The 22,529-nt window shown below is 59.5% G+C and carries 18 protein-coding genes; 7 read left to right on the forward strand and 11 right to left on the reverse strand.

Features of this window, described 5'->3' with window-relative positions; genetic code table 11:
* Nucleotides 1–107: 107 nt before the first annotated feature.
* The 6 genes from AC0L8G_RS15740 (at nt 108) to AC0L8G_RS15765 (ending at nt 6,000) form a co-directional block, all read left to right on the forward strand.
* Nucleotides 108–1,076: an XdhC family protein gene (locus tag AC0L8G_RS15740; protein WP_473385119.1), complete on the forward strand. Its 969-nt coding sequence runs from the start codon at nt 108–110 to the stop codon at nt 1,074–1,076.
* Nucleotides 1,073–1,663, forward strand: a complete 591-nt coding sequence (locus AC0L8G_RS15745; RefSeq protein WP_473385120.1) for a nucleotidyltransferase family protein — start codon at nt 1,073–1,075, stop codon at nt 1,661–1,663. Before AC0L8G_RS15740 ends, AC0L8G_RS15745 begins: the two co-directional genes overlap by 4 nt.
* Nucleotides 1,664–1,799: 136 nt before the next feature.
* Nucleotides 1,800–2,261 (forward strand): (2Fe-2S)-binding protein, encoded by a 462-nt coding sequence (locus tag AC0L8G_RS15750; protein ID WP_473385121.1) that lies wholly within the window; start codon nt 1,800–1,802, stop codon nt 2,259–2,261.
* Between the two features lie 3 nt (nt 2,262–2,264).
* On the forward strand, nt 2,265–4,472 hold the full coding sequence (locus AC0L8G_RS15755) for a xanthine dehydrogenase family protein molybdopterin-binding subunit (protein ID WP_473385122.1): 2,208 nt from the start codon (nt 2,265–2,267) through the stop codon (nt 4,470–4,472).
* 9 nt (nt 4,473–4,481) lie between these two features.
* Entirely contained in the window at nt 4,482–5,132 is a 651-nt protein-coding gene (locus AC0L8G_RS15760; RefSeq protein ID WP_473385123.1) for an Isoquinoline 1-oxidoreductase subunit, read from the forward strand.
* Nucleotides 5,133–5,238: 106 nt separating this feature from the next.
* Complete coding sequence (locus tag AC0L8G_RS15765) at nt 5,239–6,000, forward strand: sulfite exporter TauE/SafE family protein (protein ID WP_473385124.1); 762 nt, start codon at nt 5,239–5,241, stop codon at nt 5,998–6,000.
* Here AC0L8G_RS15765 and AC0L8G_RS15770 read toward each other — a convergent pair.
* From AC0L8G_RS15770 to AC0L8G_RS15815, 10 genes are all read right to left on the reverse strand, one after another.
* The gene (locus AC0L8G_RS15770; protein WP_473385125.1) at nt 5,997–6,719 is read right to left on the reverse strand and encodes an aspartate/glutamate racemase family protein; all 723 of its coding nucleotides are present in this window, start codon (nt 6,717–6,719) and stop codon (nt 5,997–5,999) included. The genes AC0L8G_RS15765 and AC0L8G_RS15770 overlap by 4 nt on opposite strands.
* A gap of 54 nt (nt 6,720–6,773) precedes the next feature.
* Nucleotides 6,774–8,966, reverse strand: a complete 2,193-nt coding sequence (locus AC0L8G_RS15775; RefSeq protein ID WP_473385126.1) for a TonB-dependent receptor — start codon at nt 8,964–8,966, stop codon at nt 6,774–6,776.
* A 48-nt stretch (nt 8,967–9,014) separates the two neighbouring features.
* Nucleotides 9,015–10,136, reverse strand: coding sequence for a DUF917 domain-containing protein (locus AC0L8G_RS15780; RefSeq protein WP_473385127.1), 1,122 nt, complete (start codon nt 10,134–10,136; stop codon nt 9,015–9,017).
* Complete coding sequence (locus tag AC0L8G_RS15785; RefSeq protein WP_473388890.1) at nt 10,133–11,707, reverse strand: hydantoinase/oxoprolinase N-terminal domain-containing protein; 1,575 nt, start codon at nt 11,705–11,707, stop codon at nt 10,133–10,135. The genes AC0L8G_RS15780 and AC0L8G_RS15785 overlap by 4 nt, the downstream gene beginning before the upstream one ends.
* A gap of 201 nt (nt 11,708–11,908) precedes the next feature.
* Nucleotides 11,909–12,832, reverse strand: a complete 924-nt coding sequence (locus AC0L8G_RS15790; RefSeq protein ID WP_473388892.1) for a LuxR C-terminal-related transcriptional regulator — start codon at nt 12,830–12,832, stop codon at nt 11,909–11,911.
* The gene (locus tag AC0L8G_RS15795; protein ID WP_473385128.1) at nt 12,783–14,636 is read right to left on the reverse strand and encodes a winged helix-turn-helix domain-containing protein; all 1,854 of its coding nucleotides are present in this window, start codon (nt 14,634–14,636) and stop codon (nt 12,783–12,785) included. The genes AC0L8G_RS15790 and AC0L8G_RS15795 overlap by 50 nt, the downstream gene beginning before the upstream one ends.
* A gap of 60 nt (nt 14,637–14,696) precedes the next feature.
* Nucleotides 14,697–16,031: a putative porin gene (locus tag AC0L8G_RS15800; protein ID WP_473385129.1), complete on the reverse strand. Its 1,335-nt coding sequence runs from the start codon at nt 16,029–16,031 to the stop codon at nt 14,697–14,699.
* A gap of 35 nt (nt 16,032–16,066) precedes the next feature.
* Entirely contained in the window at nt 16,067–17,818 is a 1,752-nt protein-coding gene (locus tag AC0L8G_RS15805) for an amidohydrolase (protein WP_473385130.1), read from the reverse strand.
* 148 nt (nt 17,819–17,966) lie between these two features.
* A complete protein-coding gene (locus AC0L8G_RS15810) occupies nt 17,967–18,638 on the reverse strand; it encodes a Fe2+-dependent dioxygenase (RefSeq protein ID WP_473385131.1) in 672 nt (223 codons plus the stop codon).
* Between the two features lie 20 nt (nt 18,639–18,658).
* On the reverse strand, nt 18,659–19,279 hold the full coding sequence (locus AC0L8G_RS15815; protein WP_473385132.1) for a hypothetical protein: 621 nt from the start codon (nt 19,277–19,279) through the stop codon (nt 18,659–18,661).
* Between the two features lie 309 nt (nt 19,280–19,588).
* On the opposite strand from AC0L8G_RS15815, the gene AC0L8G_RS15820 reads away from it, so the two are divergent.
* Nucleotides 19,589–20,062 (forward strand): hypothetical protein, encoded by a 474-nt coding sequence (locus AC0L8G_RS15820; RefSeq protein WP_473385133.1) that lies wholly within the window; start codon nt 19,589–19,591, stop codon nt 20,060–20,062.
* A gap of 346 nt (nt 20,063–20,408) precedes the next feature.
* Here the strand turns inward: AC0L8G_RS15820 and AC0L8G_RS15825 are convergent, their stop codons facing one another.
* Nucleotides 20,409–22,409: a TonB-dependent siderophore receptor gene (locus AC0L8G_RS15825; RefSeq protein ID WP_473385134.1), complete on the reverse strand. Its 2,001-nt coding sequence runs from the start codon at nt 22,407–22,409 to the stop codon at nt 20,409–20,411.
* Nucleotides 22,410–22,529 lie beyond the last annotated feature (120 nt).

The raw sequence follows: 22,529 nt of genomic DNA on the forward strand, positions 1-22,529 counted from the left end.
ATCCGGTTCATGAAACTCTCATCTCATCCTCGGGGCGGCCCGTCAAGAGACGCCGAAAGCCGCCGGCCCATATGGCGCCGGACGCCGCCACGCGTTAAGAATAAACCATGCTGGATGCAGCCCCAAATTCGCCCCTACCGAGCATTGCCGCCGCCTTTGACCCGTCCGGCGCGGATGTATTGCGTTTTGCATTGGCCGAGCGCCGCGCCGGGCGCGCCGCCGCCATTGTCACGCTGGTCGAGATTGACGGCGCGTCGCCGCGCGCGCGCGGCGCCCAGATGGCGGTCGCCGAAGATGGCCGCTTCGCCGGATCGATTTCTTCCGGTTGCCTTGAGCGCGCGATTGTGGAGGAAGCGCGCGCAGCCATGGCGCGCGGCGATGGCGGCGTCATCCGCTACGGCAAGGGCTCGCGCTTTCTGGATGTCACCCTGCCCTGCGGCTCCGGAGTCGATCTGTTATTTTCAGTCAATCCGTCTGAAGAAATCCTGCACGAAGCCTGCGCGACGCTGGCGCAACGCACGCCGGTCGCCCTCCGTTTTCAGACCGATGGCGTACAAATCTCGCCTGCAACGCAAAATGAAAAGAGCGCCGAAACCTATTCGAGAGTCTATCAACCGTCGCTCAGGATCGCCGCCGCCGGCGTCGGCGCGGAACTGGTACTGCTCTCGCATATCGCCCGCGCGGCCGGCCATCGCTTTTGCGCGATCTCGCCGGATGAAACCATCCTCACCCAATGCGGCGCCGACGAAACGTTCCGCCTGACTTCCTCTTCGTCATTGCCGGAGATTCCCGCCGATCCCTGGACCGCCTTTATTTTCCTTTTCCATGATCGCGAATGGGAGCTGGCGCTGGCGCCGACGGTGCTCGCCTCCGCCGCCTTTTACATTGGCGCGGTCGGCAGCCGCCGGACCCACGGGGAGCGCGTTGAGGCTTTGCGCGCAAGCGGCGTCGATGACGCATCCATCTCCCGCATCGACGGTCCCATCGGCCTCATCCCGGCGACGCGCGATCCGTCCGCGCTTGCGGTTTCGGTGCTGGCGGGCGTCCTCGCCGCCTGGCCGTATGGGCGGGCATGACCAAAGAAGACAAGTGCGCTGCAATTCTGCTCGCCGCCGGCGCCGCCAGACGATTCGGCGGCGACAAGCTGGCGGCGCTGATTGACGGAGAGTCTGTCCTCCACCGGTCCGCCAGTGCGCTGGCGCGTTCGGGATGCGGACTGCGGGCGGCGGTGCTCAGTGAAAAAACAAAATCCCATGCGCCCGAATTGCAACAACTTGGATTTGAATCGCTGATCAATGATGACGCAGAGGAAGGCCTAAGCGCGTCTTTGCGCAAAGGCGTGTCCTGGGCGCAACAACAAGGCGCGACAAGCGTCCTGATTGCGCTTGCGGACATGCCCTTTGTGTCGCCGTCGCACTTCGCAAGTCTTTTCGAGCGCGCGCGCAGTAACAATAAAATGATCGCCTATTCACTCTCAGGCAAACGCCGGTCACCGCCGGCGATTTTCGGCGCAAGTTACTTCGCAGATTTGCGCGCCTTGAAAGGCGATGAAGGCGCCCGCGCGATACTTTCCGCGCAGCCTGAGGGATGGGGCGTCGTAGCCGCAAAGGGCGCCCTGCGCGATATCGACACAGTGCACGATCTGCAAGATATCGAAAAATGAGTCGAGTTCGTTATTGAGTCACAATCCCTGCCCGATCCGTATCTGATCGGCGCAAACCCCTGCTAGACAGGCGCAGGTGACGCCTTCATTATATGCAAAACCGTTATGCATGCAGATTGAATCGGAGGGCGCGGACATGAGTGTAAGTTTTAACGTCAATAACGAGCCGCGCACGCTGGATGTCGATCCCGACACCCCGCTGCTCTGGGTGCTGCGCGACGAGCTCAAACTCACCGGCACGAAATTCGGCTGCGGCGTCGCGCAATGCGGCGCCTGCACCGTTCACGTCAACGGCCAGCCGCGCCGCTCCTGCGTCACGCCCGTGTCCACGCTCGACGGCGCGGATGTGACAACCATTGAAGGCCTCGACAGCCCGGAAGCGAACGCGGTGCGCGACGCATGGGCCGAATTCGACACGCCGCAATGCGGCTACTGCCAGTCGGGACAGATCATGACCGCCGCGGCGCTGCTGTCGCGCAATCCGAGCCCCAGCGATGAAGACATCGACAATGCGCTCGCCGGCAATATCTGCAAATGCGCTACTTATGTCCGCATACGGAAGGCCATCAAGGCCGCCGGCGGATCACTGGGAGGTTAAGACATGACTGTATTGGATACTCCCGCCCCGTTGAAAGCGCCATCGCGGCGCGCCTTTCTCTCCGGCGCCGGCGGCCTCGTCATCGCCGTCACGCTGCCGCTCAAGACCCGCGCACAGTCCGGCGAAGAACTTGTCTTCGGCGGCAAGACCGTCGCCGAGGCGCAATATGCGCCAAACGCATTTGTGCGCATCAGCCCGGACAATCTCGTCACCGTTCTGATCAAGCATATTGAATTCGGACAAGGCCCGTTTACCGGACTTGCAACCCTCGTCGCCGACGAGATGGACGCCGACTGGTCACAGATCCGCGCTGAACATGCGCCGGCGGACGCGACCCTTTACGGCAATGTTCTGTTCGGCGGCATACAAGGCACCGGCGGGTCTTCCGCCATGGCCGCCTCTTTTGACGTCATGCGCAAAGCCGGCGCCGCCGCGCGCGCCATGCTGGTCGCCGCCGCCGCCCAGGAATGGGGCGTGCCTGCATCGTCGATCACCGTATCGAAGGGCCTCCTCTCGCACGCCGCTTCCGGCAAGAGCGGTTCCTTCGGTGACTTTGCTGAAGCCGCCGCCAAGCTCGAGGCGCCTGCGGACCCGAAACTGAAAACGCCGGACCAGTTCATCTATATCGGCAAGAATGTGCCGAAGCTCGACACCGGCATGAAGTCGACCGGCGCGGCGCAATTCACGCTGGATGTCTATCGCGAGAACATGCTCACCGTGGTTGTCGCCCATCCGCGCAAATTCGGCGCGAAAGTCGCTTCGTTTGACGACAAGGCGGCCCGCGATATCGCCGGCGTCGTCGATGTCAAACAGATCAGCGCCGGCGTCGCCGTCTATGCGCGCAATACTTTCGCCGCCCTCAAGGGCCGCAAGGCGCTCAACATCACCTGGGATGAAAGCGCCGCGGAAACACGGTCCACAGATGAAATCATCGAAGAACGCCGGCAAGCGACGAAAAAGCGCGGCGCCCTTGCCGGTGAAAAAGGCGTGGTTGACGAAGCCGCCTTTGCCGATCCGGCGAATTCCATCGAAGCGGAATTCGTGTTCCCCTATCTCGCCCATACGCCGATGGAGCCGCTTGATGCGGTGTTCGAAAGAAGCGCCGATGGCGGCGTGGAAGTCTGGATGGGCAGCCAGATTCAAACCATGGATCAAGGCGCGATTGCGGGCGTGTGCAAACTCGAACCGTCACAGGTGAAGCTCAACACCGTGCTGGCGGGCGGCAGTTTCGGACGCCGCGCCCAAGCGGACGCGCATTTCGCGGTCGAAGCTGCAGAAGTCTTTATGGCTGCGGGCGGTGAAACACCCACCAAACTGATGTGGACCCGCGAAGATGACGTTCAGGGCGGCTATTACCGCCCGCTCATGGTGCACCGCATGCGCGGCGCCGTGAACAGCGCAGGCGACATCACCGCATGGGAACATGTGATCGCCGGACAATCATTTGTCGCCAACTCGCCCTTCGAAGGCATGCTGCAAAAAGGCGTCGACGCCACCATGGTAGAGGGCGCGGCGGTCACGCCTTACGACCTTCCGAATTACAATGTGACGGCGCACATCATCAATAATCCGGTGACGACCTTGTGGTGGCGTTCGGTTGGCCACACCCATACCGGTTATGCGGTCGAGACCTTTATCGACGAATTGCTCGAAAAAGCCGGCAAGGATCCGATTGACGGGCGCCTCGCGCTGATGACCGATCCGAAACATGCGCGCCTCGCCAATGTTTTGAAGCGCGTCAATGCGTTGGCCAGCGGCATGTCTGCGCCGGAAGGCCGGGCGCGCGGCGTCGCAGTGGTTGAATCCTTCCGCTCTTACGTGGCGGAGATCGCCGAAGTCTCAATCGAGAACGGCCTCCCCCGCGTCCACAAAGTCTGGTGCGCCGTCGATTGCGGCATCGCCGTCAATCCGGAAGTCGTCCGGGCGCAAATGGAAGGCGGCATCGGTTACGGCCTCAGCGCCATCCTGTTCAATGAACTGACCCTCGATGAAGGCGGCGCGGTGACGCAATCCAACTTCCATGATTACCGCACCCTGCGGATCAGCGAAATGCCGGAGGTCGAAGTGGAGATCATCGCCTCCGACGCGCCGCCGACAGGGGTCGGCGAACCCGGCACGCCGCCTATCGGTCCCGCCGTCGCCAATGCGGTGCGCCGCCTGACCGGCGCGACGCCGCGAAACCTGCCGATGATCAAAAGCCTGCAGTCCTAAGGATCAACCATGCGCAATCATTCACGCTTCCCTTCACGCTGGGCGACGGCTGCGGCGACCACCGCAGGGCTTTTGCTCCTCGCCGCTTGCGGACAACAAGAGGCCAAACCCTCAGCGGCGCTCGAGGTGAGCGGGCTCGCCACGCCCATCTCCTTCGATTCAATCGACAATGTAGAAGAACGCTCCGCCGCGCTGTTCAGCGAAATGGCGAAAGTGATGCTGCATCCGCGCTGCGCGAACTGCCACCCCAAATCCGGCGGCCCGACGCAAGGCGACGACATGCATCCCCATGAGCCGCCGGTCGTGCGCGGCGCCGGCATGGGCGCGGCGGGCATGGAATGCTTTACCTGCCACGGCGCGGAAAATGTCGAATTCGCCAGCATGGAAGGGTCCATCCCCGGTGCGCAGCCCTGGATGCTGGCGCCGCAGAGCATGGGATGGGCGGGGTCCACGCCCGCTGAACTTTGCGCGCAGGTAAAAGATCCTGAGCGCAATGGCGGTCGCAGCCCCGAGGAACTGGTCGCCCATAATGGCGGCGATCACCTCGTCAACTGGGCCTGGCATCCCGGCGAAGGCCGCACCCCGGCGCCCGGCGATCAGGCGACGCTCGGGGCGCTGACCGCCGCCTGGGTTGAGACAGGCGCGCATTGCCCCTCCTGATTGGCGGGGTTTTGCAAGCATCGTTCTATTGCGTTAAGCCCGCATATCGTCGGCGTCAGCCATTCGGCATGCGCAATAGAACGAGCGGCGGTACCGTGTTCCAACAATGCCTGTAGTGCTGATTTTTTTGTTCTTCGTCACCGCGGCGCTTTACGCGGCGGTCGGCTTTGGCGGCGGCTCGACCTATAACGCCTTGCTGGTTCTGTCCGGCGCCGATTATCGCATCCTTCCGGCGGTCGCGCTTAGCTGCAACATCATCGTCGTTACCGGCGGCGCGTTCGCCTTCGCCCGCGCCGGCAATCTGAAATGGCGGCGCATCGCGCCCTTCCTCATCACCTCCATTCCCGCCGCATGGGCGGGCGGGCGAATCCCGGTTTCCGAAACCCTGTTTATCGGCGCGCTCGGATTTTCGCTGCTCGCCGCGGGTCTTCACCTTGCGCTGGATCGTAATCGCGATCTTGACGCTGAAATCAAAGCGCCGCCCGCCGCGCTCGCCTGGGCGGTTGGCGGCGGCATAGGCTTTTTGTCCGGTCTTGTGGGTATTGGCGGCGGCATTTTTCTGGCGCCGGTGCTCTACCTTATTCGATGGGGCAAGCCGAAAGAGATCGCCGGCGCCTGCAGCCTGTTCATCCTCGTCAATTCCCTGTCCGGGCTGACTGGCCAGTTGATGAAACTTGGCGACATGCAGGCGCTGTCGATGATGCGCGATTACTGGATGGTGTTCCCCGCCGTATTGATCGGCGGGCAGATCGGATCGCGCTTGGCGAATGTCGGCCTGTCGAGCCTGACCATCAAGCGCCTGACCGCCCTACTCATCCTTTATGTCAGCGCCCGCTTATTGCTGCGCTGGTACGGCATGGTTTTTTAATAGCCCCGGACCTCTTTGGGTCTCGGCGCCGCATAGCAACGCTTGCTGTGCGACAGGCCGATCTTGGCGATCGCCGCCGCCTGCATCATCGTGACCGGCACCGGATCAATCACCGGCACGGAGAGGTCACGCTCCGCAAGGTGGCGGCTGATGGCGTCCGCACAGCCTAAGAACCCGGTGCAGCCGAAAATGATGACATCGGCGCGATCTTCTTCAACTGCGCGCTGCGAGGCTTCACATAAAAGCGCCTTGGTGCGCTCAATATCTTTTTCGATTTCAAGCACCGGCATGTCGATCACGCGGACCGGCGCAAGGCGTTCTTTCACGCCGTAAATGCGCGCCAGGTTTTCGATCATCGGCACCACCCCGTCGACAACCGTCACCACAGACATGCGCGAGCCTAATGTCGCGGCCAGATGCATGCTGGTTTCCATCGGGCCAAGCACCGGTATGGAAACAACTTCGCGCGACGGGCGCACGCCGGGGTCGCCCATGCAGTCAATGACAATTGCATCGGCTCCGCCGCGTTCAGCCTCGATGCATTTCTTGATCGTGTCCGGCACGGCGAGTGCTTCGTCATATTCGCACTCAATCGAAGCGGGTCCGGTATCCAGAAGGGAGTGACGAATTTCAATCCCGAATTTTTCAAGCGGCTTCACATCGTCAAGGCAGCGAACGCCTTCGGTGATTATCGGCGTCACCAGTTGAACAATCGTCATGGCGTTTTCCTTTCAGTCAATCGATGCAAAGCCGCTTTGGAGTCTTGTTTGTTGCTAGAAGTCGAACCCTAAGGTCACGCCATATTCGCGCGTCGGCGCGAAATAAGCCACAACGACCGGGGCGCCGCCGCCCTGCCCGTCCTGACCGAAGGAACGATAGACCTCATCCGTCAGGTTCTTTCCCCAGAAGGTCAGCGACCAGTTGGCGTCCGTCGGCCGCAAGGCGAGCCGCGCATTGAGCAATGCGTAACCATCTTCCTGCGCGAAGGAGGAGTTATTGAACTGCGGATAGAAGCTGCTTCTATAGCTGGCGTCCGCGCCCAATGTCGCCTCATAGGCGCCGCCAATCGGCACGGTGTATTCAAGCCCGCCGCCGGCAGTCCATTCAGAAGCAAGCGGCAAAGTATTGGCGCCGATTATGAAGCCGGTTTTCGGTTTCAGATTGTCCGTGTCGGTGTAGCCAACCTGCGCAAACAGGCGAAGCGCATCGGTCGGCGCCGCCTGCATTTCCGCTTCAAAGCCATAGAGTTTGATTTCGCCGGCATTGTCGGTGATGACGATGAAACCGCCCATGGAGTCCATCGTTGTCGCCGTCAGTTGCACATCGTCATATTTGTTGACGAAACCGGCGAGGTTCAGCCGCAAGCGGCCGTCGGCGAATTCGGACTTGATCCCGCCCTCGTAAGAAAGCGAGCGTTCATCGTCGAACGGCGCCAAATCGGTTGGCGAAAACGGACGGCCGTTAAAGCCGCCGCTGCGGAAGCCTTGAGAAATCGACGCATAGAGCAACAAGTCTTCGGTCGCCTGAAATTCCAGACTGCCTTTCGCCGTCAGCGCGTCAAAATTCTGCTCGCCGATGCCGTCCGTCACCAGCGGGAAGCCGCCGAACGACGTGTCGATATCGATCTCTTTGGTTTCAGACGTGTAGCGCAGCCCGCCAGTGACCGCGAAGCGCTCCGTTACATGGAACGTGCCTTGCGTGAACGCCGCATAGGAATCGGTCTTGTTGTTTGTAAAGACAAGAACCTGCGTCCCGGCGATGGTCGCGTCAGTGTCAAAGCGACCTTCTTCGGTAAAGAAGTAACCGCCGACCAGCCAGTCGAGACGGCCGTCAAAGCTGGCGCCGGTGAACTGAATCTCCTGGCTGAACTGCCATTGATCGCTGTCGATGAACTGATTGAGGATCTGATCATTGCCGCCGTCAAAATCCTGACCGCTGGTGCTTTCCAGGCCGCGATAGGCAGTGATCAGTTTGAGATCGACAGCGCCAAGATCAAAATCGGACATCAGCGACACGCCATAGACATCGAGATCGTCGACCATCGGCGTGTCGACGGTGATCATGTTCAGATCATCGCTATCCACATCGCCATTGACGCCGATCACATCATTGGCGCCGCCATCATCATAGGCCGCGCCCCCGACGGCGTCGAAAAACACCCGGCCCTGCGGCGCTTGCGTGCCGCGCCGGCGCGAATAGTCGCCGGAAAGGTTGAACTCGACCCGGTCGGTCGGCGTAAAGCGAAGCTGCAGCCGGCCGGCGATGTCGTCATCGGCGCCGAGATGGCCTGCGCCGCCCAGCGGCTCCACATCCTCGCCATAGCCATTGCTGGTCTTGCCATAGACTGCGATTTTCGCCGCCAGCAAGTCTTCGACCAGCGGCGCATCCATAATCGCGCGGCCCTGAAAGCGGCCATGATTGCCGGCGGTCAGTTCGCCTTTGAGGCCAAACTCGCCGGACGGCTTGGCGGTCACAACGCTGACCGCGCCGCCAATGGTGTTGCGCCCGAACAGGGTCCCTTGCGGTCCGCGCAGGACTTCGATGCGTTCAATGTCAGCCAGTTCAAGCGCAGCGCCCGTCACGCGCGCAAGATAGACGCCATCAAGATAGGTCCCGACGCCGGGATCCGTTGTGGTGATGAAGTCGGGCTGTCCAATGCCGCGGATAGAAAAACTTGCAGACGCCGTCGATCCCCCGGCCGCATATGACGCCTGCAAGTTTGGCACGTATTGCGCGATCTCATTCACATTGAAGATCTGGCGATCTTCCAAAGTCGCCTGTGAAAAAGCAGTCAGCGCAATCGGCGTTTCCTGAATGTTTTCTTCGCGCTTTCGCGCTGTCACGGTAATCGTATCTAGCGGCGCCGCATTTGTATCCTGCGCCAGCGCCATTCCCCCCGGAACAACCGCCCCCGCCATTACTGCAATCGCCGTCCCCGCCAATAAAGTCGATTTCATATTTCTCATCGCCTTAACTCCTCTTAATCCCCTCAATTTTTTCGCATTGATCACGCGTCAGACGACGGCGATCAGGTCTTCAATCGGCATGAACGGTTCTTCAAGCCCGAAAGCCCCCGGGCCGAAAAGTTCAAGCGCCGCTTTTGTTCTCATCACCGGCGCGCAGCTGACGCCCATGACCTTGACGCGCTGTCCGTAGCGCAATGATTCCGTGGTGATCGGCTCCGCTGTTTCCGCATCCAGAATGCAGGTCAGATCGGGAACGATCGCCATTGTTTTTTCGCCGCAACGCGCGCGCAGATATTCATTCTGAAAGATCACTTCCATTTCACGGCCATCGCCATTGTTGGATAAAATCTTGCACACGCCGAGGGTGAATCCGCGATCGGTCTTTCGCTCAAGGTCGACGATTTTTCCGCTGAACAGAACGCCGCATTGATTATAATATTCCGTCGACCGCAAATAGCCCATCAGCGCGTCAAACGGATCCCCCTCGCGCCTTCCAGTCGCAATCGCCTTGCCGATCCCATGCGCCAGCGACAAGGTGCCGCGAACCGCCGACCGTTTTGCGTCGGCGCCGAGCATCGGATAGCAGGACAGCCCGACCGAGGCGCCCATTTCAATGACGAGCCGGCGCGCCGCGTTCTCTGACGCCTTGTTGTCGCGCGCATTGATGACGTGATATTCGCCATGCTCATTGCCGACGCCAAGCGGGCTGGTCGATATCCCATGCACGGCGAATGTCACCATTTGCAATTCCGGGAATGCGCGGCCCATGCCGTCCGCATCCACCAGCGGCAGTCCGCGCTTGGCGGCGACCGCGACAGGCACCAGCGCATTCAATCCGCCGATCTCCGCTGGCATGATCGCCTTGGCTTGCCGTCCAGTCTGTTTTTCCAGCGCGCTGATCGCTGTTTCGACTTCTTCAATGCCGGTGAGCTTTTCGACCATCACGCTGGGCGCGCCCATCATGGCGGCGATATATACCGGATCCTCATCGCCAAGCTCTTCAACGGAGATGCAGCGCGGCGCGCCATAAGTCCGCACCGCATGCAGCGCGGTCAAGCTGCCGATATAGGGATCGCCGCCGCCGCCAGCGCCGAGAAACGCCGCGCCGCGCGCCATATCCTCAAGATATTCCGCTTTGATTTCAAAACCGGCGTTTTGTGTTTTGGTCATTGCGCCACAACCTCTTTTGCTCGCGCCGGCGCCATAGCGGCGAGATCGCCCACGGCTTTGACATTGACGCGCACGGCGCCCGGCAGATAGGCGAGCGGAATTTCTTCGACATGAACGATTTCGATCGATTGGGGTTCGGCGCCAGCGGCGACCGCGCGCTCTCGCGCCTCAGCGCGCGCGGCGTCAAGCGCGGCGTCCCGGCCCATCGAATCAAAGTCGTAAACCTTGTCGATCTCACCGCCGACCTGCGCGATCGCGGCGCCGATGGCGTTGGCCACAGCCGCATGGTCAGGACGGATCGTTGTCGACGCCGCCGGCAGGTCTTCCGTCACCAGCACCGCCCCGCCGCCGACCAGAATGACCGGCACTTTCGCCGCCGATGTCTTCACACAGTCAATTGCTTCGTTGACTCTGGCGTTTATATATCGGCGCGCGGACGCGACGAGTTTTTGATCGAGATCGCGCACATGCGCGCGCTCTCCGATTTCAGCGCAATCCGCGGCGACGACGATATCTGTTGCAGTAAGAACGTCGCCGCCGAAGACTCGCGCCTCCAAGGGCAAACGATAGCCGACAGATTTGGGGCCTACTCTGGTGCTACCGTCATTGGAGACTATGCTGCCGCCGCCTATCCCGATGGAATACACGTCTGGCATTCTGAAATTCGTACGCACGCCGCCAATATCGACGCGTGATGACGCCTGGCGGGGAAATCCGCCGATAAGGACGCCGACATCCGTTGTCGTGCCGCCAATATCGACAACGATGGCGTCTTTGACATCGCATAAAAACGCTGCGCCGCGCATGGAGTTAGTCGGCCCGGACGCAAATGTGTGCACCGGAAACTTCGCCACCATATCCGCGCTCATGACCGTGCCGTCATTCTGGCTGATGTAAAGCGGCGCGGTGATTTCAAGCTCGCTCAGCGCGCGTTTGAACGCCGCCACAACATCATCGGCCAGCGCCGTCAGCGCCGCATTGAAAATCGCGGCGTTTTCGCGCTCAAGCAGTCCGATGCGTCCGATCTCATAAGACAGCGTTATGTTCGCGTCGGGCAAGCGCGATTTGATGATCTCGGCCGCGCCCTGCTCCATCGCTGCGTTCAGCGGCGCAAAGACAGAGGAGATCGCGATATCCTTGATGCCCTTTTGCGCGATGTCATCAGCGATTTTCGCGATTTCATCCGGGTCAAGCGGGCTGATAAGCCGCCCGTCAAATTCGTACCCGCCCTTCGCGAGATAAACATCCTCGCCGATAATGTCCGAAAGGTCTTCAGGCCAATCGATCATCGGCGGCAGGCTGCGTGTTGCGGGCAGACAAAGCCGGATCACCGCCACACGAGAGAGACCGTTTCTTTCGACGATGGCGTTGGTGAAATGCGTGGTGCCGATCATGACGACATCGATCGCCGCCGGCGATTGCCCCGCTTCCGCGAGCACGGTCGAAATCGCGTTTACGACGCCGGAACCAACATCGCGGGTCGTTGCGGTCTTCGCCGTCGCAACGACGGCGCCCCCATCCATAAGGGCCGCATCCGTGTTCGTTCCGCCAACGTCAACGCCAATCCGCATCATGCCTCCGGTTACGCATTTCATGGTCGCCAGCCATGCCCAACCATCCGAACAGCCGCCCTCACCGTCAAAGCATGTTCCGTGTAGGTCGCCGGATTTTCGGTGTGGGCGCACGCCGCGCGCTTGCCTCGCGCCCTACTCAAAAGGGTAGGCGCTGCGCGCCGGGCCCCGGCGCGTCCAGAAAAATAAATATCATTAAAATCAGTGGATTAAGTCGCGCTCCCGCACGACCGAGACGGCTTCCGCCCGACTCTCAACGCCGAGCTTGGCGAAGATGTTCTTCAGGTGGAATTTCACCGTGTTCTCGGTCATGTCGAGAACACGGGCGATCTCCTTGTTGCGCGCGCCATTGCTCAACTCGGACATCACCTCGCGCTCTCGCGCGCTTAAAAGGTCGAGACGCTGGTGAATTTTCAGCCGCATCCGGCGCATGCGTCGCGCTTCCAGCAGGTCCTCGATAAAGCCGCGCACAAAACTTCCCGACGCCCGCAATTTACTCTGCTGGCGGCAATGGCGCAGAAGGTCTTCAATGTCCTGGGGCATCTCCAGAAAAAGACGACGCGCATTTTGCGGCGCCGTCGCCGCCAGGACCTTTAACAGCTCGGTCGCCGCGTTGACTTCTTCTTTGCCCACATAGCTGAATAACGCCCGCATGATTCTGGCTTGCGCCGCGTCATAGGCGCGGCCGCCGCGTTCCGCCGCCGCTTCCAGATCGTCAATGATCTCATGCGCGCCTTCAATGCGGCGTTCCGCGAGTTGCAGGCTGAGACGGGCGACGCCGCAGGCGTGATGACGGCGCCATTGATAGGGATCATCGCGCCAGGCGCCGATCTCGAAAGGCAAGCGCTTGTCGGTCAACAACGCCCGCGCCTCATCAAGCGCGCCAAAATGCACGAGCCAGCGCGCGCGTTCGGCGAGCATGAGCGATTCAAGGCGATACAGCCGGCGCCGTTGCGCCGTCATTTCACCGCGCGCCAACATCGCCAGCACCGCTTCATGGCCATCAGTGCAATTGGCGACGCTCGCCGCCGCCTGATAGACCGGCGCGAAGATTTCCAGCCAGGAATCATGGCGCTCAATGTAGCTGAGCGAGCTGGCGAGGAACGCTTTCGCCGAGATCCATATCGTCGCGCTCCGCCCGCATCACCGCAAGCAAGCCGTCGGCAATGTTTTTAAGGCCGCTGTCGGAACCGTAATTTTCCTCCGCCAGCGCCCGCGCCTCACTGATCGTCGCTTCCGCCTCATTGAGGTTCAAGGCGTGATACTGCGCAAGACCAAGATGAAAATAGCAATAGTTCAGCGGCAGCACCTGCCCGCTCGCCTGCAATCTGCGAATAGCCTCGCCGCTGGCGGCCTGCGCGGTTTCTATTTCGCCAATCACCAATGGCTGCAGGCAAGCCTCCGTCAATCGCACCGCCAAATCGCCGGCGTCATTTTCATTGGCGCGTTTCAGCTTGTCGCGCGTCTCCGCAAGATCTGCAAACCCGATCGGCCGGTCTTCATAGCGGCGCAGCAGCCCGCCCACATGATCGAAATCCCTCACTGTAACAGCGTCGATATGTTCGCCGTCTTGCTCAGCGCATGGGGACAATTCTTCAAGCAGCCGGTGGGCGCGGGCGATGTCGCCCGTCTTCATGCAATGATAGGCTTGGCAAATTTGCAGGCGCGGAAACCGCCTGATTTCCTCGGCGGAAAATTGCTGCAACAGACTGCTCGCCACCCCCACGCCATATTCGATGATCAACCGCCAGCCGCCAGCGGAAACAACGATATCCGCGGCGCGGACAACATCTCCGGCGGCTTTCGCATGTTTGACCGCCTCGACGAGAAAGCCCTGTTTTTCGAACCATTCAGACGCAGCGGCATGGAGCGTGGGAATGGATTGCGGCCGCTCTTTCTCCAGAGTGCGAACGAGGAAATCACTGAACAGTTGATGACACCTGAACCAGGATTGCTCCCGGTCGAGCGGAAAAATAAGCGCATGCAGCCTGTGCAAACTGGAAAGCAACTGCCCGCAATCCGCCCGTCCGCATACGGTGTTGGCGAGATCCGCATTGAACCGCTCAAGGATTGATGTTTTCAGCAGAAATTCCTGTAGCGCAGGCTCCAGTTCAAACAATATCTGCTCGGCGAAATAATCTGCGATATTTCCAGACCACAAAAGATCCGCCGCTTTCGGGGCCGCCGCATCCTGACGATCCTCGCACCATAATTTCGCCAATTGCAGCGCAACCGCCCAGCCTTCGGTCTGGTCGATCAGCCCGTCCAGCACTTTGGCGGAGATCGCGGGCCCCAATAGGTCGCGCGCCTCGGCCTCGGTGAAGCGCAGCGCCTCTGACCCGACTTCAATCAACTGGTCGCGCGCCCGATAGCTGGCGTGAACGATTTTCGGGCGCTCTCTGCCGCTGATGAACACATGGACATGTTCCGGCGCACTCGCGATAAAAGCGTCGAGCAGCTTGTCCGCCTCCGCTGACTGAACACGGTGATAATCATCGAGCACAATCACGATATCCTGCGTGCATTGGGCGAGCTGATTGATCAGGGAGGCGAATGCGGCATCCGTCAATGTGTCCGCCAGCCCCTGCCGCGCCGCCATTTCCAGCCGGCCGAGCCGAACCCCCGCATTTGAAATCGCTGCGATCAGATAAGAGGTAAGGCGCAGAAGTTCGCTGTCATTATCATCCAGCGACAACCAGGCGACATGCGCGCCCTCTTCCCGCCAGCGCACGCACCATTCCGCCAGAAGCGAGGTCTTGCCGTAGCCCGCAGGAGCGATAATCAACCCCAGCTTCGACCGGCGCCAGCGGGAAAACTCGTCATTTAGCCGTTCGCGCGCAATCAAGCCGCCGCCCCAATGCGGAGGGCTGAGTTTGGTTTCGATAATCCAGTTTGTGTTCATCGCCGCAATGGGGAAAGGGCCCGTCAACTCATCTTGCGCGCCATTGTCGCTTTGACGGGGAAAATAGCAAGTGCGCAACGCCCGCGCCTAAAACCCGAAAATGAGATTTAACCGTAACCGGTTGCGCCACTCATCGCCGCCCGAGTAATTCAGGATTTCGCCGTCAAGTGGTCGGTAACGATAATAAGTCGCGTTTAAGGTGACGTGGTCACGCGGCGCGAAGTCCACCGTCAGCGCATGCTCGCGGTAATTCGTGGCGAGATCAATGTTGTCATGACTAAAGGCTGCAAGGACCGCATCGGCCTCCGTCTGGAGATAGCCATAGCCGAACCGCCAATCGCCCGACTGGCCGCCCCGGCCAAGCATGATATCGAGGCCATATCCGGTGTCTGCCGATGTCGCGGCGCCAAAATTCCTGACAAAATCACCAGTCAGCGTAACCGGCCATTTCGGCCCCAACCCTTGATAGGTGACGGCGCCGATCACATTGAGCAAGTCAAAGTCTGACAGATAGCTTCCGTCCATGGCGCGAAGATTGGCGCGAAAATCGCCCGCATCCGCGCCCGCAAGGCTCGACAGGGAATAGTCGAAATAGGCGCCCGACACAGCAAACCGCCAGAGAGAACCGGCGTCGACCCGAAGCGTTGATTGCACGCCAAACATGTGACTGTCCGGCCCGGCCACATCTTCGTCTATCAGGAAATAAAGACCATTGGCGGCGACATCGATCCGGCTCTCCGGCTTTGAGGCATAGCGCACGCCGACCCCTTGCGGGTTTACATCCCCGTCCCATACGAGATCAGTGCGCTGAAAGGGATTGGGAATTTTACCGCCGGTAAATGTCACGTCTCCGAAAGACAGCCTCGCAAAAACCTGATCAAGACTGACATTGAGGTCGTCGGCAAAATTCGACAAGGTAACATCGTCACTGTTCGGATCATTGGGATCGCCTGTTCCCAACTGCCCCCCGATGCTCGCCCAGTCATTGATCTTATAGGCGGCGCGAATACGCGCGCGGACCACGCCGCGGCCGCGATAGGGATGCGTCGGCGATGCGGGATTGGCCTCATATCGAAGCCGGAAGTCGCCGTTGATTTTCAGGCGGTCTTCCCGAACATTGTTTGCTTCCAGCGTCGCTTCACCGTCGCTCTGACTGGGCGCTTCGGCGGAAACGGGAACAGGGCTTTCTTCAGCTTGCTGCGGCGCCCCCGCAAACTGCGCGCTGCTTCCCGCCAGCGCATCCAAAGATGATTCGATTTCTTCTATTCGCCTGTTGGTCTCTGCCTGCACCGCGCGCAAACCATCAAGCTGGCGGCGCAATTCGGAAATGTCTTCAGGCGAAGCAGTTCGCGCCGAGGCGGCGGTGATTTGGCATTGGAATACGGTAAGGCAGCAGAAAGCCGAAATGACAATTTGGTTCATTCGCATCTTGCGCATGTCCAGCACTCAACGCTGCGTCACTCTATTTCTCCGTAAACCACTTCGCCCCGGAACAAGGTGAACACTACGCTCGCCTCGGAGATATCTGCTGCAGGGATCGAGAAAATATCTGTATCGAGAACAATCAGATCGGCGCTTTTGCCGGGCGTGATCGATCCTGTTACGTCCTCCAGATTATTCGCATAGGCGACATTGATCGTATGTGCGCGCACAGCCTCTTCAAGCGTCACGCCTTCCTGCGGCAGGAGCGGACCGGTCTCGGGCTCCTCATAATTTGTGCGGGTCACTGCGACCTCAAGCCCCAGCAACGGATCGGCTGCGCCGACCGGCCAGTCCGCGCCATAAGCGAGCATGCCGCCGCCCTGCAACACGCTATTGGCGGGATAAATGCTTTTCGACCGCTCAGCGCCAATCGCCTGCTTGGTCATATCCATATAGTCGTAATTGCTCGCCCAGGTAGGCTGGAACACCGCAATCGCGCCCAGTTCGCCAAATCTAGGTTGATCGGCGGGGTCTATGACATTGAGATGTGAAATCATCGGACGCAGCGTCGTGCCGTTCTGCTTCTTTGAGTCCGCAAACGCATCAAGCGCGACGCGCACCGCGCGATCCCCGATCGCATGCACATGCGACTGAAGCCCCTCGGCGCCGAGCTGGACGACCGCAGATGACAAAATATCCGGCGAGATCTGAAGGGAGCCGCTTACATCGACGCCCTCATAGGGCGTGATCATCGCCGCCGTGTTTTGCGGGATGACGCCGTCCACATAGAATTTAACAGTTTTGGCGTGGAGACCCCATGCCGCCGCTTGTTGAGACGCATCAAGAATGACCGGAATTTGATCGAGCGCGCGTTCATTCTCCCATTTGAACGCCAGGGTGACATGAGCGGTCAGCGCGCCTTGATCATGCACCGCCTTATAGGCGTTCATGGTTTCGCTCTCGCCTTCTGCATTCAGATCGATGCCGGCGTCATGCCAGGAGGTGATCCCCAGGCTGTTGAACAGCTTGGCGACATATAAAATGGATTGCTGAATTTCTTCGGCGCTGGGCTTTGGAATGAACTCGCCCACAAGCTCCATCGCGGATTCCTGCAAACCACCCACGGGCTCGCCGTTTTCGTCGCGGTCAATCTTTCCGTTCGCAGGGTCAGGCGTGTCCTTGTCGATACCGGCAAGCTCCAGCGCCTTTGAATTCACCCAATAGGTGTGGCCGCCGACTGATTCAAAAATCAGCGCGCGCTCGGTTGAGACTTCGTCAAGATATTCTTTGCGCGGCACGCCATTTGGCGGGAACATGGAGTCCCCCCACCCCACCCCATAGATCGGATCATCACCGGGGCTTGCAGCAACACAACCGGCGATGATTTCCTGATACTCTTCTATGCTCTCGCCATCATGCAGCGAACATCTCGAATGGGACATGCCGCCGAAAACCGGATGCACATGCGCATCACCGAAGGCGGGCATGAGCAAACGTCCGTGCAGGTCAACCACGCGCGTATCGGCGCCCTGTAAGGCAGCGATATCTTCACTCGCGCCCACGGCGATGATTTTACCGTCACTGATGGCGACGGCTTCGGCGTGCGGGCGATCTTCGTCAACGGTGTAAACATTGGCGTTCGTAAAAATAAGATCCGCAGACTGAGTTGGAGCAGGCGCGCGGTCGCAGGAGACAGCGCCGACAATCCCCAACACCGCGACCGCTCCGGTTCTCAAACTGGCGCGCAGCCGGCGTTGAGATTGGCTTTTTACAAAATACATTTTCATCCCGTCCCCTAAATCAGTCATAAAATGCAGGCGCCGCCTGATCGGCTCCGCGCATTGCAACCCGCATATTAAACGCGACGTCGGCCTCAAATTGTTCGGATATAAAAGGTATTCATCAAAAAAAGCGGGTAAGACGGAACGCCGCCAATCAAGGCTCCGCCCACATCCGCCACAAATCACTCGTATTACGAGTCAGCGCATCAAAAGCCGCAGTCTTTCCCGATTCCGAAAACATCGTCGCGCGCAAATTTTCCAGTTCAAAAAGCACCCTGCGCTTGTCGGCTTCGCGGACGAGGCTCTGGATCCACCCAACCGCGACATCGCGATGCCCGGATGTGACTTCCGTAACCTGATGCAATGAGTTTGCTGGATAGAGCACCGCCGCGCCAGCGGGAAGTTTGAAGGACCGCGTGCCGGCGGGCTCGTCTATCTCCAACTCGCCGCCCTCATAACTCGCAGGATCGGAAAGGAACAGCGTGAAGGCAAGGTCGATCCGGGTCTGAGGGCTCTCGCCCATCAGCGCGTTATCGACATGCGGTCCATAACTCATGCCGATCATGTACCGGCTAAACAGAATGGGCCGCATGATTTTCGGCATCGCCGCCATGGCGAAAAATCTGTTGGCGGCGAGCGCTTCGGAGACCAGCGTCTGCAGAGCAGCATAGTCGCCAGAATTGCTGGCGACTTGCTTGTTGTTTTTCACATTGGCGGCGGCCCAGCCCGCAGTCTCGCGACCATCGATAAAGGCTTGCTTGTCCATCATCGCGGACAGCCTGGAAAGCTGGTCCGCAGTAAGAATATCCGGTACGCAGATAAGCAAAACTCGCCCTTTTCTCGCCGCTACATATCCCGTGCAGCGCCCTTCTTTAAGGCATGCGCCTTGCCGGAAACAGTACCGTCCGGCTTCACCATCGCCACGCTGTCCATAATGAAGAACATCATGTAGCAGCCTTTGATTTGTGTGCTGCCCGCCCATGCGATGTCAACGCAGAGCTTGTTGTCCTTGGCTTCCCAGAACCCCGTGACCGGCTCTTCGACCTGCGCGCTGCAAACGCCTTCATACAACAAATATCCGTCACCGGGAACTTCCGTCGTCGGACACTTTTTCACGTCGACCTGATCATAGCGAATATTGTATCCGCCAACCTTGCCGTCCGGGCTGTATTGGTGCGCGTAATGATAGGCGATCACCAGCGAATTGCCCGAGACCGCTTTCCCGATCTGCTCAGTGGTCAGCGCAGGAACGGACAGGGTCGGCCATACTTTATGCACGCCGATGCCGTTCTCGCCGCCCTCGCCCGCCATCATGAGCGACAGCGCCTTGTCAAAGCCGGTCGGGTAAACAAATTCGGTCGGGTCTGAAACCGTGGGCGCTTCCGCAGCCGCCACGGGCAAAGCCATCGCCGTTGCAGCAGCCGTTCCCGCCGCGGCGGTCCAGAGTTTGATCGTAAACTTATGCATAATTTGGAACCTCGTGTGCGTTAAAATACATCAACCACCGAACCGGCCCGCGCCTTCACACAAACTCGACCAATTCAACGTCCGCAAAGCACATCACAGCCCGCCATATTGATCAGCTAATTCCTCGGGTAACGCCGGTTTATAAGGGGTAAGTGCGGCCAGCCGGCAACCGCCATCTCACAGCGATGACCGGCCCCGGATTACCCGCCTGCGCCGGCGCATAACCCGTCCGTCCGGTTGATCATCTGCGCGCAAAATCACACAGTGATGCACTTATACAGTGTGGCGACCTACAAAGGGGATACCGGTATGTTTTTAAAGTCATGTTGCGCCATTGCGGCTCTGGTTTTAGCCGGGACGGCGCCCGCGCTGGCGGAAACATCAAGCTCCGCGAATGCGGAAGTTGAAATGACGACCCCGGTGTTTGAAATGTTCCGCCTCGCGCCCGGTCAAACCGAACCTTTTATTCGCAGCATGGCGGAATGGGACAAGGTCAGCGTCGCCGGCGGCCAGCCGCCTACGCAGTTGTTTTTGCATGCTGGCGGTGAAGGCTGGGATGTCCTGCTCTACAAGCCCGCCCGCCCCAAACCGACGGCGGCGCAAAACGCCGCTATGGCGAAAAAGGTCAAGGAGCTGGGCCTGCCCACCGGCGCGCTCTATTATGTGACCGTACGCGAAAAAATGGCCGATCACGTCCATTTCGAAGCATCCGGTCCGACGACGGCGGCCCAATGGGTCGCGGATATTGATCGTATTCGCGCGGAGATGAACAGCGGAAAATAATTCCGCTTTCGCTTTTCCTTTACACTCCAGGCGCCGCGCGCCAAAAAAAGCCACATGACCTGATGATAGGCGTAGCGACACTGCGCCCATGGCCGCGCTATCATTCATTTGAGCGTGGTGATGGCCTATTTGGCGTATGCGGGGCATCTGGATCACGCCCGTGAGTGAGTCACGTCCGTGGATTGCGCCCGCTTGCCGGTGCGCTTGCTGCCCGGCGCAGATGAGGCGCCCTCCTTAGAATAAAGAAACTCCGTTCAACCAACACGGCGCCCCCAAATGAAAACAGGCAGGCTCATTAGAGAGCCTGCCTGCTTCGTTAGTTGCCCGCCGGAGCGGATGAGAGAGACTAGAACCGATAGGACAATGTGGCGTTGAACAATTGGTCGTCGCCGAACTGGCAAGAGCCAAACTGGCTGCAAGACGAGTAGTAGAACTTGTCGAGCAGGTTCACCGCATTCACCCGCAGCTCCCATTCCTTATATTCAGCCGAGACGACTGCATCCACGAGGGTGGTGCTGGGGACAGCAATGAACAGCGGTGACGCCATATCACCGCTTGTCCGCTCGCTGACATGCCGCACGCCGGCGCCGATCCGAAATCTGAGATCGTTTCCAGCCTCGATGGTTTTGGTCGCGAAGAAGCTGGCCGTATCTTTTGGCTGCGTGTCTTGCTGCCGGTTTTCGCCCGAAACGCGGGTCGAGTTGTGAGAATAACTCGCCGTCAGCGTGATATCCCCCGGAACCCGGTGATCCGCCTGGATTTCAAAACCCTTCGAGGTGATAAATCCGGTTTGAATGCTGGTCAGCGGGTTCATCGGGTCAGGCCGAAGCGCATTCGACTCCTTGATGCGGTAGTAGCCGGCGCGCACTAACGTGCCGCTGAATGGCTGCCACTTGACGCCGCCCTCATACTGCTCGCCCTCAAGCGGCACATATGAATTTCCGAATTGATTAAGCCCGGAAACCGGTTCGAAGGACTGCGAATAGCTGGCATAGGGCGAAATGGTGTCGGTCACATCAACCGTCAAACCAGCCCGGAAGGTAGTCGCCTTGGCGTCCTGGTCTGGTGAGAAGGTGTCCGTCTGATCCACATTGTCGTGCCTTACGCCAACAACAAGCGAAGCGCGATCAGCAATGCGCATCTGATTTTGAGCGTAGAAACCGTATGATTTCTGCACTTGCGTTGCTTCGGCGCCAAACACGGCCGCTGGCGCAACCCCGTAGACAGGGTTGTAGATATCAAGCGGGCCGCCGCCACCAAACGCGAAAGCTTGCGAGGTTACTTGCTCAAAGCGCGCAAAGTCGGCGCCGATAAGCACCTGGTGCTCGATAAATCCCGTAGCGAAATTTATCACAGCGTGGTTCGCCGTGTTAAACACCTTGTAGTCGGCATTGATCGCAAACAGGTTTCGGTTGACCGTGGTGTTGGCGACATCAATGAACGGATCCAGCGGATTGCCGAAAAAATCCCCGTAGATCTCGCCATACTCCGTATGGGCGTCCTGATAGCGTGATGAGCTGTGGAAGCTCAGCACATCAGAAAATTCGTGGTTGACGATCAGTGTCGCCTGAAGGTCGCGCTTCGGCCCCTTGTTGAATTCAGGCTCGCCGATCTGGGTCCGGCGACTGACCTGCGCAAAACCGAGATCTTCAGCCAGATAGGTCGCCGCGGAGGGCGCATATTGCACTGGCCCGGTGTAATCCCTGTGGAACAAGCCGAGCAGGGTCACATCGGTCGCATCGCTGGGTTGCCAGGTTATCGAAGGCTGAATGACCACGCTGTCGTCCGGCGTGCCGCGCTGGACCATATTCGCATCGCGAAAAACGCCGACGACGCGCGCTGCAACGGTGTCGCCCAAAGGACCGGTTACGTCGAGCACCGCTTCCTTGCGATCATAGGTGCCGTAGCTGACCGAGGCATAGCCGCCAAATTCAAATTGCGGGCGCTTGCTCTGCATATTGACCAGGCCGCCGGAGCTGCCGGCGCCGTAAAGAACCGCTGACGGCCCGAACAAAACCTCAACCCGTTCAAGCGTATTCGGGTCCGCGCGCGGCGTATAAACGAAACCGAAATTCCGTTTCAGCCCATCGAGATAGGTGGCGGACAAGAACCCCCGAGTATAGTTGAAATCGCCCCGCGTATCGTCGCCCCCGCTTGTCACGCCAGCCGTATAGCGCAGCGCCTCACGGATATTCAGCGCGCCTTGCTCCTTGATCTGTTCCAGCGAGATCACGGTGATCGATTGCGGAATTTCGGTGTTGGGCGTTTCGGTTTTCGTGGCGGTGACAACGCGCGTCCCCGTGACAACGATTTCGTCGTCCTCATCAGCCCCCCAGGCTGCGCCCAAGCCGGTGAAGCAACGAAAGCCAGCGCCGCCGCTGACGCCGACAGCAAATATCCTGCAGCTGTTGGCAGTTTAATATATTTCCGAGCCATGACGGCCCCCCTCTGATATTCGTTACAGATT

Source organism: Hyphococcus sp. D3-15, assembly GCF_055809375.1.

What these genes read in the sequence shown, in the direction of transcription:
- AC0L8G_RS15785 (WP_473388890.1), bottom strand. Translation starts at nt 11,707, where the DNA reads ATGCGGATTGGCGTTGACGTTGGCGGAACGAACACGGATGCGGCCCTT.
- AC0L8G_RS15765 (WP_473385124.1), top strand. Translation starts at nt 5,239, where the DNA reads ATGCCTGTAGTGCTGATTTTTTTGTTCTTCGTCACCGCGGCGCTTTAC.
- AC0L8G_RS15820 (WP_473385133.1), top strand. Translation starts at nt 19,589, where the DNA reads ATGTTTTTAAAGTCATGTTGCGCCATTGCGGCTCTGGTTTTAGCCGGG.
- AC0L8G_RS15780 (WP_473385127.1), bottom strand. Translation starts at nt 10,136, where the DNA reads ATGACCAAAACACAAAACGCCGGTTTTGAAATCAAAGCGGAATATCTT.
- AC0L8G_RS15800 (WP_473385129.1), bottom strand. Translation starts at nt 16,031, where the DNA reads ATGAACCAAATTGTCATTTCGGCTTTCTGCTGCCTTACCGTATTCCAA.
- AC0L8G_RS15805 (WP_473385130.1), bottom strand. Translation starts at nt 17,818, where the DNA reads ATGAAAATGTATTTTGTAAAAAGCCAATCTCAACGCCGGCTGCGCGCC.
- AC0L8G_RS15775 (WP_473385126.1), bottom strand. Translation starts at nt 8,966, where the DNA reads ATGAGAAATATGAAATCGACTTTATTGGCGGGGACGGCGATTGCAGTA.
- AC0L8G_RS15770 (WP_473385125.1), bottom strand. Translation starts at nt 6,719, where the DNA reads ATGACGATTGTTCAACTGGTGACGCCGATAATCACCGAAGGCGTTCGC.
- AC0L8G_RS15745 (WP_473385120.1), top strand. Translation starts at nt 1,073, where the DNA reads ATGACCAAAGAAGACAAGTGCGCTGCAATTCTGCTCGCCGCCGGCGCC.
- AC0L8G_RS15740 (WP_473385119.1), top strand. Translation starts at nt 108, where the DNA reads ATGCTGGATGCAGCCCCAAATTCGCCCCTACCGAGCATTGCCGCCGCC.
- AC0L8G_RS15750 (WP_473385121.1), top strand. Translation starts at nt 1,800, where the DNA reads ATGAGTGTAAGTTTTAACGTCAATAACGAGCCGCGCACGCTGGATGTC.
- AC0L8G_RS15755 (WP_473385122.1), top strand. Translation starts at nt 2,265, where the DNA reads ATGACTGTATTGGATACTCCCGCCCCGTTGAAAGCGCCATCGCGGCGC.
- AC0L8G_RS15815 (WP_473385132.1), bottom strand. Translation starts at nt 19,279, where the DNA reads ATGCATAAGTTTACGATCAAACTCTGGACCGCCGCGGCGGGAACGGCT.
- AC0L8G_RS15760 (WP_473385123.1), top strand. Translation starts at nt 4,482, where the DNA reads ATGCGCAATCATTCACGCTTCCCTTCACGCTGGGCGACGGCTGCGGCG.